Genomic DNA, 12,467 nt, shown 5'->3' with positions numbered 1-12,467 from the left:
GCGCCCCCCCCCGGCCCCCCCCCCCCCCCCGCGGCGCCGGGGGGGCCCGCCCCCCCCCCCCCCCGCAACTGCGGCGTGGGCAGGGGCTGGCTCACGGCAGCGGCGGTGGCCGCGGCGTTTCGTCGGCACCGCTTTCCGGTGGCAGCGATTCACCATAGAAGTGGCGCATCAGGGCTTCGTCCAGCGCGCGTTCTTCCGGCGTGGACGCGCGGCGTACGCGCGGACGCCGGCGCAGGTCGGCCACCGGTTCGGCCTGCACCTGCTGCCGCGCCCAGCCAGCAAAGGCCGCCAGGGTCTGCGACAGCTGCACCTGCTGTTCCTGCGAGGACACGAGCACCTGCAGCAGCGGCGCCAGGCCGGCCTGCAGGTCTTCGGCCAGCGATGCGGCCTGCACCACGGCCGGCGCGGCCGTTGGCGCGTTGGTTACCGCAGGCGCGGGGCGCGCCTCGGCCAGGCGGTGCAGCGCCTCCAGCAATGCTGGCCACGGTGCCGGATCGGCGGGCGCCGCCGGGGCCTGCGCGGGCGCTGGCGGCGGCAGCTGCAGCGCGCTGGCGATGTCGGCCAACTGCGCCACCACCCGCCCACCCACATCCCCTTCGTCGCCGCCCATGGCTTTGTTGCGCAGGAAATCGCGCTTGATCTGCGCCCAGCGCTGCGCCTGCGCGTCATCCAGCACGCCACGCAGTTCGGCCAGCTTCAACAGGTTCTCTTCGGCACCGGTGGTCAGCAGCTGCGCCTCGCCCAGGTAATGGTCGGAAACCAGCTGCTGCAGCTCGTCCTCGTTCATCACCGGCGAAATCTTCTCGGCCAGTTTGTTCATGTTGCGGTAGCTGCCCTGCAGCCGGAAAGGCGGCTCGGTGCGGTAGCGGTCATCCTGCGCGGCACTGGCGATGTACTGCTGGTTGACCCGGTAGACCACGTCGCGCACCCGCAGCATGCGCTGCAGGGTGGCGGTGATCTCGTTCACCTCGGCCCCGCTGTAGGCATGGCTGAGACCGTTGGTGGATACGTCCTTGCCCATCGCCCGATCAACCAGCAGGTACAGATCGGCCATGTCGCGGGTGGCCAGCGGCGCCAGCACCGGGTTGGAGGTCAGGCTGTTCTCGATGTAGCTGAGGGTGAACGCCGCTTCCATGCCGCCCAGCACATCGCCCAGGTTGTAGATGTCGGCGCGGTTGGCCAGCATGTCCGGAATCTTGAACACTTCGCCGGACTCGGTGTACGGGTTGCCGGCCATCACCACGCAGAACTTCTTGCCGCGCATGTCATAGGTGCGCGTCCTGCCACGCCACACGCCTTCGATGCGGCGCGTGCCATCGCACAGTGAAATGAACTTCTGCAGGAACTCGGGATGGGTGTGCTGGATGTCATCGACATACAGCATAGTGTTGTTGCCCATTTCCAGCGCCAGGTTCAGCTTTTCCAGCTCCTGCCGCGAGGTGGCATCGGGCGCCTGCTGCGGATCCAGCGAGCGCACCTCATGGCCCAGCGCCGGCCCGTTGATCTTCATGAAGACCAGGCCCAGGCGGTGCGCCACGTATTCCATCAACGTGGTCTTGCCATAGCCGGGGGGCGAAATCATCATCAGCAGGCCCATCAGGTCGCTGCGCTTGTTCTCGCCCACCGTGCCCATCTGCTTGGCCAGGTTATCGCCGATCACGCCCAGATAGACGTCGTTGATGAGCTTGTTGCGCACGAACGAGGACAGCGGCCGCGGCTTGAACTCAGACAGGCGCAGAGTGTCGCGTTCGCGGGTGATGATGCCCTGGCGCACGCTCTGGTAGGCGTGGAATGACGGCACGAAGCGCTGCAGGTGGTGCTGCAGGCGCGACTGGAAATCGTCCAGGGTCAGCACCAGGGTGCCGCCGTGGATGCGCGGATGCTCGCCCAGCAGCCCCTTCACTTCGGCGCGCAGGATGGCCTCACTGGCCCGCGTGCGCAGTTGACGCTGCACCAGTAGCAGTGCCGCGGCCTCGTCGACGTAACCAGCATGGGCGGCGTGCGCCGGCAGCCCGGCCAAGGCACGCAGCCACTGCCCGGCCAATGCCCAGCGCGTGGCCAGCGGGTCCTGGCTGCGCTGCAGCGCGCGCTCGAACGCATCGCGCTGGCCGGCCTGCTGCAACTGTTGGGACAGCGCGTCCAGCAGGGCCTGGGCGTGGCGGCTGATGCTGAACACCGGCTCGCCATTGTGCAGCTCATCGGCCAGGTAGGCCGCGGCATCAGCGGCCATGTCGGCGTCGAACGCAAGGCCGTGTGCCTGTGCGTGGTCATGCAGGGCCTGCGCCATTTCCGCGCGCAGCGCCAGCCGCCCTTCGTCCGAACCGAACAGACGGGCAATGGTGTCGGCGCCGGCCTGGCGGCTGGGCCACTGCGCGACGGCATCCTCGCGCTGCTGCGCAGCCCAGAACAACAAGGCCAGCGCGCGCACGCGCGGCGCATGCCGCAACGGCCCGGCGGCCTGCTGCAACGGCAACAGCGCACGCAGGATCAGTGCGGCGTCGTGGTCGTGGATGCCGCGTTCATAGCCTTCGCGGTAGCGCGGTGCGGCGAACGCGCGCACACGCTGGTCCAGCGCATCCGGTTCCGCAGCATCGTGCAGCAGCTGCGGCAGATCCAGGCCGTCGCGCCCTTCTTCGGCGGCGCGCAGCAGGCAGCCGGCCAGGTATTCGCCGCGGTAGATCGCGTCGGATTCCGAATCCAGGGTGACCGGCCAGAACGGCTTCAGTGCGTCCAGTTCCGGGTCGTGCAGGGTTTCCAGGAAGTCGGTGCCGGTGAGATGGATGGCCAGGGTGTCGCCGCGCGGCAGCAGGGTCAGGTCCAATGCCTGGGTGTTCACGCTGAAGCGATGGCGCGGCCCCAGCCGCACCACGTTGCCGCCGGCTTCGTACAGATCGCTGCGGTCACGCAACTGGCGCACGGCCTGATCGCGCACGCCCTTCAGGCGCGCCTCGATATCGTCGGCCTTCACGTTGTCGCGCAGCGCACGCAGGCGCTCGGCCAATTCGCGCAGCTTGAGGATCAGCGGGTCGCCGGCGAAGAAGGCATTCAGTTCGTCGGCACTGGCGAAGCGCTCGGTGCGCTTGGCAAGGCCGTCGAGGATGCGGTTGGCCGCATCGAGCACCGAGCGCGCCTTGCGCTGGCGGTCATCCAGCAGCGCCTGCTTGTGCGTGTCGAAGGCTTCCACCAGCTCTTCGCGCTTGCTCAGGATGTCGCCGAGGAACTGCTCGTGCTCGCCGAACTGGCTTTCCAGTTCTTCCAGCTGCACCAGCAGGCGCGACAGCTGGTCATCGGCCTTCTCCGGATCGCTGGCCATGGCCAGCGCGCTGGTGATCGACTGCGAGAACAGGGCGAACTGCGCGGCAAACTGCGCCACCGATTCGGCGCTGCCCAGGGTCTTCCTGCGCTGTTCGGCACGCGCGCGGGCCTGGTTCAAGCGGCCATACAGGGTGGAAATGGCTTCCACCACGCGCGTGCGTGCGGTGGCGTCGTCCACCTTCAGGCCCGCCATCAGCTGCGACAGCATGTCCAGGTCGGCGGCCATGTCACGCAGCCCCTGCAGCTGCTCGTCCAGCTGGCGCGCACTGGCGGCCTGCTGGGCCGCTTCATCCAGCCCCTGCAGGCGTGCGGCCAGCGGCGCCAGGGCCGCATCGCCGGCCAGGAAGCTGCCGGTGGCCGCACCCACCCGCTCGTGGGCCTGCACCAGTTCGACGCCCATCGCTTCGATGCGGTCGGTATCGATGTAGCGCAATTCACGCAGGGTCAGCAGGCGGCCGCGCAGCGCGGTGATCGCGTTCAGCGCCTCGACGAAGGCCTGCACCTCGTTCCAGTTCTCCGGCTGCAGGCGGCCCAGCAGCGCCTTGTAGGCGGCTTCCGCCTCGGCCATGGCCTGCGCCGACTGCTGGCGGATCGACTGTACTTTCTCGTATTCGTCCAGCACCGATTCGCCGGTGGCACTGATCTGCCGCAGCAGGGCCTCGGCGCCGTCGCAGGCCTCGTCACCCAGCCAGTGGTGGGCGTCGAACAGGCGGCGGGTATCGGCCACCAGGCGCTGGTAGCGCTGCACCGACACATCCTGGCCGTCGATCTCGCGGGCCAGGTTGAACAGGTTGGAGATGCCACGCACCAGTTCGGCGTTGCCGATGCGGCCCATGAAGGTGTTGCCCGGCGGCCGGCTGGCAGCGAATTCGTCACTGCTGAAGGGCGTCTGCCAGACCTGCATTGGATGGATGCGGGTGGGTTCGGTGCCTTCGGCGTTGAACAGTACCATGCGCCCATCCTGCATGAACGCGTAGCCGTGGCCGAACACCGGGTTCTGCAGCACGCGCTGGATGGTGTTGTACACGAACAGGGCCGAGCGGCCGCCTTCGCGCTCGTAGAAGATGTACAGCACGTCCTCGCCGTTGGGCGAACGGATGCTGCGCTTGAACTGCATGCCGGCCATCGAGGCATCGAAGGCCTTGTGCTCGCCGCCCTGCAGGTAGTAACCGCCGGGGAAGATCACGCCGTGGTCTTCGGGCAGCTGCACGCAGGCCTGCACGATGGCATCGTTGCGCACGATGGCGCCGGTGAGCGTGTTGTAGATCAGGCCGCGCCAGATGGTTTCGCGGTACGGCAGCACCTTCAGCAGCAGCAGCGAGCCGACCCGGGCGAATTCGAACTGCGCATCGTCCAGCGACTGGGTGCTGTCTTCCACCGGCTCGCTGTAGATGCCCTGCCCGGTCTCGGTGTTGTTTTCCACCTTGATGGTCAGATCGCCACCGGTGGTTTCCACGAACAGGGTGTCGAGGATGTTCAGGTGCGAATGGCGGCCGTTCACCGCCAGGTCGCGGGTGGCCTTGGTCCATTCGAAATCGAACGGCGGCGGCAGGGCGATGTCACGCTCGCCGCGCGCATCCAGGTAGGTCAGTTCGCCATCGCGCGACAGCGCCCAGCGGAACACGCGCACATCGCTGCTGCGTTCGCCGATCTGGAACGAGGCCAGCAGCTTGTCGCCCACCACGATCAGCTGCAGCAGGCGCGCGTGCTTGTAGTAGGCATACAGCTCGTTGAAATCGTGCACGAAGCCGGGCTGGTCGAGGAAGCTGCCCTTCAGCTCCAGCGCAGCCACGTCGTAGCCATCGGGGCCCTGCACCAGGCGGTACAGGCCGAACACATCCTCGATGCGGGTCTGGGTCTTCAGCCCGATGAACACGTTGTAGCCGAACAGCAGGCGATCGGGGCCGACCTGCACGATGTCGCGGCCGACGCAGTTGTTCTCGCTGCGGATGCGGAAGCGACCGACCACCTCCAGGCGACTGTCGCCGAACTCGGCCAGGCGCTGCCGGTTCAGGGTGTCGGCCAAGGCCTGCAGGCGCTGGCCCTGTTCGACCAAGCGGCGGCGCAGCACTTCGTATGCACCGCCCTGGGCCACGGCCTGGTCGACGGTGTCGGCCGCCGCCGCGGTGGCGCTGTCGGCGGTTGAATTCGTTTCGGACATCAGCAGGCTTCCCGCTCACGGATGGACGGCCGCTGCGGCGGCCGTCGTGGACGTGCGGTGGCCATGACGGCCACCGCGCGGTGCATCAACGGGCGCTGTCGACCACGCTGGCCGACACGGTCGGCACCGCGTCGGCGTCCTCGGCGATCTGCCGCGCTGCCGGTTCGGCCATGGCCACGCCCAGGTAGCGCTGCATCAGCTCCTGCACGATCGGGCTCTTGCCGGCGAAGCCTTCGATCGACTTGCCCAGCGAAACGGCCTTGACCAGGTTCTCGAACATGCCGCCGTCGCCGCCGACCAGATCGATGTCTGCGTTGCGCAGGGCGCTGGCGATGACATTGGCGTTCTCGCGCGAGACTTCCTTGCCTGCCTCGATCGACGCCAGCGCCTGCTTCAGGCTGTTGTCCAGCATCATGCGGAACTCTTCGTGGCCACGCGCCTGGTCGCTGAGCGAGGCGATGGCTTCGAACTTGCGCACCAGGCCTTCGGCCTCGGCCAGCAGCTTCTTCTGCACCACGCCGGCTTCGGCATTGCCCAGCGATTCGGTGGCGGTGGCACGGGCCAGGCCCATCTTCTCTTCGCCCTGCGCCTGCGCCTGCAGCGTCTCGGCCAGCACACGTGCCTCGTTGCTGCCCTGCTTCAGGGTGGCATCGGCCTTGGCTTCGATCACGCGGGCCTCGGCAATGCCGACCTTCTCGATGGCCAGCGCCGAGGCTTCACGCACCTGTGCTTCGGCCAGGCCCGGCGCGGCCTGTTCGGCACGGAACGCATCGGCCAGCAGGCGCTTGGCCTCGGCCTGCTTGCCGGCCGCTTCGTGCTCGGCCTGGGCCAGGGTGGTCAGTTCCACCGCACGGTGCTTGGAGGCGGTTTCGCGCGCCTGCGCTTCCTTCACTTCGCGCACCAGCGCTTCCTGCGCCTTGGCTTCGGCTTCCAGGATCAGCACCTGCTTCTGGCGGTCGGCTTCGGAGACTTCGCGCACTTCCTTGATGCGTTCTTCTTCCTGGGCCACGGTCTTGTCGATGGAGATGCGTTCGCGGGTGATGTTGGCCACGTCCATCTTGCCCTGCTCGACCACCTTGTCACGCTCCACGCCCTGCAGCTGCACTTCGCGGTCGGTGGTGACCTGCTCCAGCTGGCGGGCGCGCTCCACGCGCTCGGCTTCGATGGCCACCGCGCGCTGGCGGTTCTGCTCGGCCACTTCCACTTCGCGCAGGCGGTTCTGGTCGCGGATCTCGATCAGCTGCTGCGCTTCGATACGCGCGTTCTCGGACAGCTGGCGCTGCTCTTCCTGCACCTTGGCCGTCTCGGCTTCCTCGCGGGCGCGGATGGTTTCGATCTCGCGCTTCTGCCGCGCCTCGGCCTCGGCCTGCTGGCGTTCCAGGGCCAGCAGTGCTTCGCGCGCTTCCACGTTCTTCTTGGTGATGGCCAGCTTCTCGTTCTGCTCCAGCTCGTTGGTCACCACGTTCTGCGCGGCGGTCAGCTCGGTGATCTTGCGGATGCCCTGCGCGTCGAGGATGTTGAACTGGTCCAGCAGCGCCTTCGGGGTCTGCTCCAGGTAGTCGATGGCCACGTCTTCCAGCACATAGCCGTTCAGATCGTTGCCGATCACCGCGATGATCTCGTCGCGGAATTCCTGGCGCTTTTCGAACAGTTCGGTGAAGTCGAACTTCTTGCCGACCGTCTTCAGCGCTTCGGAGAACTTGGCGTTGAACAGTTCGTCCACCGCGTGTTTGTCCGAGGCACGGTCGGCGCCGATGGCCTTGGCCACCCGCAGCACGTCGGCCTGGGTCTCGTTCACCCGCAGGTAGAAGGCCACGGCGATGTCGGCGCGCATGTTGTCGCGGCAGATCAGGCCTTCCTTGCCCCGGCGGTCGATCTGCAGGGTGATCAGGCTGATGCGCATCAGCTCGGCGCGGTACAGCACCGGAATGATGAGCGCGCCGGTGAAGTGCACCTTGGGCGTGGAGCTCATGTCGTTGACGATCAGGGCCACGCCCTGGTCAACCTTGCGGTAGAACGCCTTGAACAGGCCCGCCAGGCCCAGCAGGCCCACCAGGACTGTGACCAGAATGATCAGGAAGGGGGCCGCGCCAGCGAAACTCATGGGTGATTCTCCTTGTTGCCCGGAAGCAGGTTGTCCTGGAAATCGAGGGCGACCGCATCGGCGCGGACCACCCGGTAGTAATGCTGTTCGGCCACGTGCTCGACCAGCACGATGCGCTCGCCACGCTGCAGTTCGATGTCGCTGCGCACCTGCAGGACCAGCCCGGCACCGCCGTCATCGACGGTGGCGTGGCCGTTGCGTGCGTCCACCCTGGGCGAGGCCACCACGCCGACGCGGCCCAGCAGCGAGGCCTGTGGCACCGGGCGCAGGCGCAGCAGGAAGCGGCGGATGGGGCGCAGCAGCAGGGCGGTGAGTGGCACGGCCGGCAGCGGTGCCAGCAGGGCGACGCCGGTGCCGATGGACCAGCGCAGCAGGTCCGGCAGCGGCAGCAGCAGATAGAGGTGGACGAAATAGGTCAGTACCCAGCCGAACAGGGCCAGCAGGGTGACCACCACCATGACCGGCACCCCGCCCAGGCCGAAGCGCTGCAGCAGGGCTGACAGACCGTGCAGATCGGTGCCACCGTCGAGCGCGCCATCGGCGCCGAGATCGCCAAACCCGTCATCGACCAGGCCAAAGGCGGCAAGCCCCCAATACACCAGTGCCACCGACAGCACCACGCTGTACGGCAGGGTCGGGTAACCGAACACTACGGTCAGGAACTCCTGCATCGCTTGCCTTCCAGGGCTGTGGGCGCGATACGCGCGTTCGGACACCGCCGGTGGCGGCCCCGTCGATCCCCGCTGCGGCCCTCATGGCCGCAGCGTTCCCTTTTATCCTATGTGAAGAGGACGTGCAGGGACAAATGTGAAGACGCGGGGCGGCGGCCATTGCGGCCGCCCCCGCCCCGTGGCGGTCAATCCAGCACGGTGCAGTCGGCGCTGCGGACTTCTTCCACGAAGGTACGCATCTTGTAGCCGTCCTTGATGCCCGGCTCGACTTCGATGCCGCTGGATACGTCCACCCCCCACGGCAGGGTGGCCAGCACGGCTTCCTTCACGTTGTCCGGGGTCAGGCCGCCGGCCAGCAGGAACGGACGGTGCAGGCCGGTGGGGATGCGCGCCCAGTCGAAGGCCACGCCGGTGCCGCCGCCGCCACCGGGCGCATGGCTGTCGAACAGGAAGCCGGCCGCGCTGGGGTAGCGCAGTTGCAGCGTGCGTGCGTTGACCTCCTCACGACCGCCCATGGCAATGGCCTTCAGATAGGGCATGTTGAAGCTGCGGCAGAAGCTTTCGTCTTCCTCGCCGTGGAACTGCAGCAGGGTCGGTCGCACAGTGCGCAGCACCTCGCGCACCTCTTCCTTGCTGTTGTTGCGGAACAAGGCCACCACATCGACCATCGGCGCGATCGCCTGGCGCATCGCCCGGGCTTCGGCCGGGGCCACGCGGCGGCTGCTTTCACGGGCGAAGATGAACCCCACCGCATCGACGCCCAGTTCACCGGCCAGGCGCACGTCGCCGGCGCGGGTCATGCCACAGAACTTGATGCGGGTGCGGTAGTACGAGCGGCTCATAGAGTGACCTCGGCGGGCAGGTGCCAGTTGTCGGGGTACAGTGGCCCCAGGAACACCAGTCCCTGCGGGGGAGCGGTGGGCCCGGCCACGGTGCGGTCGCGTCCGGCCAGCAGTTCGGCGATCCATTCCACTGGTTTTTCGCCGCTGCCGACGAGGATCAGCGAACCGACGATATTGCGAACCATGTGATGAAGGAATGCATTGCCCTGCACCGCCACCTCGATCACCTCGCCCTGGCGGCTGACCTGCAGCGACTGCAGCTCGCGCCGCGCATGCAGGGCCTGGCACTGCACCGAACGGAAGGCGCTGAAGTCGTTCTCGCCCAGCAGGGCCTGGCCGGCCTGGTGCATCAGGCCAGCATCCAGTGCGCGCCGCTCCCAGCTCAGGGTCTGCCGGTCCAGCGCAGGGCGCACCTCGCGGTTCAGCAGGCGGTAGCGGTAACGCCGTGCCCGCGCTGAAAAGCGGGCGTGGAAATCGTCGGCCACCGGTACGCACCAGCGCACCGCAATGGACCGCGGCAGACGGGTGGTGGTGCCCAGCATCCACGCGCGCGGGTCACGCACGACATCGGTATCGAAATGGACGACCTGGCACTGGCCGTGTACGCCGGCGTCGGTACGCCCGGCACAGACCACCTGCAGCGGCGCATCGGCAACGGAAGACAGGGCCTGTTCCAGGCTGGCCTGCACACTGGGACCGCCTTCGCCCAGGTTCTGCCAGCCCCTGAAATCGCTGCCGTCATATTCGACGCCAAGCGCGTAACGCATGTGCTACCTCGATCTTGCCTTGGGGGGTGCGGTCAGTCCGGATCGCGCTCGGACCAGACCGCCAGTTCGTTGCCACCCGGTTCGATGAACTGGAAGCGGCTGCCACCCGGGAACGAGAACACCTCGCGCACGATGCGGCCACCGGCCTGCTGGACCGCGCTCTGTACCGGCAGCAGCTGGTCGGCGTAGAGCACCAGCAGCGGCGCGCCGGTGCTGGCCTGCTGCGGCGTTGCGCGGAAGAAGCCACCCTGCAGGCGGCCATCATCGAACGCGGTGTAATCACTGCCGTAATCGACGAACGACCAGCCGAACACGGTTTCGAAGAACGCACGGCTGGCGGCGGGATCGCTGGAGGCGAATTCAACGTAGTCGATGCGGCGTTCGCGGGTCATGGCAGTGTCCGTCATGGGGAATCAATCCAAGCGTGCCAGCAGTTCGCGTGCCTGCGCCTGGCAGTGCACATCGCCCTGCTCGGCCACTTCCTGCAACAGGGTACGTGCGGTCTGCGCGTCGCCCAGGTCCAGATAGGCGATGGCCAGTTCCAGCCGCTCCTGGCCGGGGCGCGGTGTCCAGTCGTGTGCATCGGGCTGCGCGGCAACCGGCACTTCCTCTGCGGCGTCAGCGGCGTCGGTCTCTGCGGCGACAGGGTCTTCGTGCAGCTCGGCAGGCAGGTCGAACACGCCGCGGAACTGCGGCTGCTGTTCGGCGTGCAGGGCGTAGTCGGGTACGTCCACGGCCGGGGTCTCCGCAGGGGCCGCATCGACCGGCGCGGCCTCGTCTTGCACTTCCGGTTCCGGTTCCGGCTCCGGCGCATCCCATTGCGGCGGCGTGGCCACGGCGGCCGGCAGCGCGTCTTCGGGTTCCTCAAGCGGCGCGGACGTGTCGGACACGTCGGCCCGCGCGGCGGCGGTGTCCTGCGCGTTCTGGTTGGTGTCGGCGGCGATCGCCCATTCCGGCATCGCCGGCTCCTGGCGAACGTCACCAGCCGCCGGGGACGCCCACGCCGACTGTTCGGCCAGGGTGTCCAGCGCCGCACCGGCCGGTACCGCTGCAGCCAAGGCGGCCACATCGCTCTCATCGCGCAGCGGCGGCAGGGGCGAAGGCTTGCGCCGGCGCATCAGCCAGGCCGCACCGGCAATGAGCAGCAGCAACGGCAGCCCCAGCCAATACCACGGGGTGCCTGCACTGGTTGCGCCCGCCGGCTGTTCCAGGCGTTGCTGCGCAGCGGCCAGGTCGTTGTCCTTCAGGGCGATCAGCGACTGCTGCTGGTCCTTCAGTTTTTCCAGTTCGGCCACGCGCTGCTTCAACTCGCCGATCTCGGCATCGCGGGTGGCGATATCTTCCTTGGCCTGTCGCAGTTGTTCATTGCCCAGCATGTCACCCTCGCTGCCGGCAGCGGTGCCGGTGGTTGTGCCCGCGTGGGCGGCGTCGGCCGCCAGCGCTGGAGCAATCTCAAGACGCGCCCCGGTGGCGGGGGCCGGTGCAGCCGATGCCGTGGTGGCGAGCGCCGCAGGCGCGCCGGCCGGCTGCGGCACGGTGCGTGCCTGCCGCCACTGCGCAGCGTGTTCGCGCAGCATGGCCGCCGCTTCGGCCGCATCGACGGCAGCCAGCGCGGCCTGGTCCGGCACCCGCAGCACCGCACCCTGCTTGAGCAGGTTGGCGTTGCCGCGGATGAAGGCTTCGGGGTTGGCGCGCAGCAGGGCGATCATCGCCCGGTCACGGCTGACTTGGTTGCCACGCGCGACCGCGTCGGCAATCTGCGAAAGGGTCTGGCCGTGCTGCACGGTCACACTGCCACTGGCGGCCGGCGCTGCGGCGCGCGGTGCCGCCGTCGCAGTTGCACGCGTGGGCGCCTTGGCGGGTGTCGACGGCGCAGACGGCGCAGCGGCAGGCGGCGTGGGTGCCGGGGCGTCGCGGACGATGGTGTCCGGCAACATGCCGGCCGGCGCCACGATTTCCGGTTCGGCCACGGCCAGGGCACTGGCCGGCGCATCCACCAGGGCCGAGTATTCGCGCACCAGGCGCCCCTGGCCCCAGTCGGCTTCGATCAGGAAACTCAGCGACGGGGTCTCGACCGGGGTCTGCGAGGTCACCCGCACCACTGCCCTGCCCTGCGCATTGGTGGTCAGTTCGAACTGCAGTTCACTCACCAGCCCGGTCGGCCGTTGCAGGCCCACGCGTTCGAAGGTGACCGGCGAGGCCAGCGCCACCCGCAGGTTTTCCAGTTCGGAGGGATCGGCCGAAACGACGGGGATCTCGGCCAGCAAGGGCTGGCCGGGGCGCGACAGCACGCGGATGTCGCCCAGACCCAGGGCCATGGCCGAACTGCTGGCCAGGACCAGCAGTGCTGCGGAAAGATAGGTGAGCGGGCGGCGTGCGCCCTTGGCCCGTTTGTTCATGGGCGACACTATAAAGCGTGCGGACCAAGGTCCGCACCCACCGATTTGTGCGGACCGCACCCACCGATTTGTGCGGACCGCACCCACCGGTTGGGGCGGGCCGCACCGACCGGGTGGGACGATACGCGCCCATCGGGTGGCGGCGATGCCCCGTAGAGTGGGGGGGGGGGGGGGGGGGGGGGGGGGGGGGGGGGGGGGGGGGGGGGGC

Annotated in this window: 7 protein-coding genes; all 7 read right to left on the bottom strand. The window is 68.3% G+C overall.

Annotated features, from left to right (window positions below):
• Positions 1 to 91: 91 nt before the first annotated feature.
• Positions 92 to 5,476 (bottom strand): DNA repair ATPase, encoded by a 5,385-nt coding sequence (locus IAE58_RS18360; RefSeq protein ID WP_199934544.1) that lies wholly within the window; start codon positions 5,474 to 5,476, stop codon positions 92 to 94.
• 85 nt (positions 5,477 to 5,561) lie between these two features.
• Positions 5,562 to 7,580 carry a hypothetical protein gene (locus IAE58_RS18355; RefSeq protein ID WP_199934543.1) on the bottom strand — a complete coding sequence of 673 codons (2,019 nt, stop codon included), beginning with the start codon at positions 7,578 to 7,580 and terminating at the stop codon, positions 5,562 to 5,564.
• Entirely contained in the window at positions 7,577 to 8,251 is a 675-nt protein-coding gene (locus tag IAE58_RS18350; protein WP_199934542.1) for an OB-fold-containig protein, read from the bottom strand. The genes IAE58_RS18355 and IAE58_RS18350 overlap by 4 nt, the downstream gene beginning before the upstream one ends.
• Before the next feature lie 185 nt (positions 8,252 to 8,436).
• Positions 8,437 to 9,093, bottom strand: a complete 657-nt coding sequence (locus IAE58_RS18345; RefSeq protein ID WP_108750241.1) for a phosphoribosylanthranilate isomerase — start codon at positions 9,091 to 9,093, stop codon at positions 8,437 to 8,439.
• The gene (gene truA, locus IAE58_RS18340; protein WP_108750242.1) at positions 9,090 to 9,860 is read right to left on the bottom strand and encodes a tRNA pseudouridine(38-40) synthase TruA; all 771 of its coding nucleotides are present in this window, start codon (positions 9,858 to 9,860) and stop codon (positions 9,090 to 9,092) included. The genes IAE58_RS18345 and truA overlap by 4 nt, the downstream gene beginning before the upstream one ends.
• Positions 9,861 to 9,892: 32 nt before the next feature.
• Positions 9,893 to 10,252, bottom strand: coding sequence for a VOC family protein (locus IAE58_RS18335; protein WP_199934545.1), 360 nt, complete (start codon positions 10,250 to 10,252; stop codon positions 9,893 to 9,895).
• A 21-nt stretch (positions 10,253 to 10,273) separates the two neighbouring features.
• Positions 10,274 to 12,259, bottom strand: a complete 1,986-nt coding sequence (locus IAE58_RS18330; protein ID WP_199934541.1) for a FimV/HubP family polar landmark protein — start codon at positions 12,257 to 12,259, stop codon at positions 10,274 to 10,276.
• Positions 12,260 to 12,467 lie beyond the last annotated feature (208 nt).

The sequence above is a fragment of the Stenotrophomonas sp. S49 genome, assembly GCF_016624905.1.
Classification (GTDB): domain Bacteria; phylum Pseudomonadota; class Gammaproteobacteria; order Xanthomonadales; family Xanthomonadaceae; genus Stenotrophomonas.
This window is presented reverse-complemented; position numbering and strand designations above follow the sequence as displayed.

Excerpts from the sequence above, each read along its gene's own strand:
- IAE58_RS18330 (WP_199934541.1), bottom strand. The coding sequence starts at position 12,259 with ATGAACAAACGGGCCAAGGGCGCACGCCGCCCGCTCACCTATCTTTCC.
- IAE58_RS18335 (WP_199934545.1), bottom strand. The coding sequence starts at position 10,252 with ATGACCCGCGAACGCCGCATCGACTACGTTGAATTCGCCTCCAGCGAT.
- IAE58_RS18345 (WP_108750241.1), bottom strand. The coding sequence starts at position 9,093 with ATGAGCCGCTCGTACTACCGCACCCGCATCAAGTTCTGTGGCATGACC.
- truA (WP_108750242.1), bottom strand. The coding sequence starts at position 9,860 with ATGCGTTACGCGCTTGGCGTCGAATATGACGGCAGCGATTTCAGGGGC.
- IAE58_RS18350 (WP_199934542.1), bottom strand. The coding sequence starts at position 8,251 with ATGCAGGAGTTCCTGACCGTAGTGTTCGGTTACCCGACCCTGCCGTAC.
- IAE58_RS18360 (WP_199934544.1), bottom strand. The coding sequence starts at position 5,476 with ATGTCCGAAACGAATTCAACCGCCGACAGCGCCACCGCGGCGGCGGCC.
- IAE58_RS18355 (WP_199934543.1), bottom strand. The coding sequence starts at position 7,580 with ATGAGTTTCGCTGGCGCGGCCCCCTTCCTGATCATTCTGGTCACAGTC.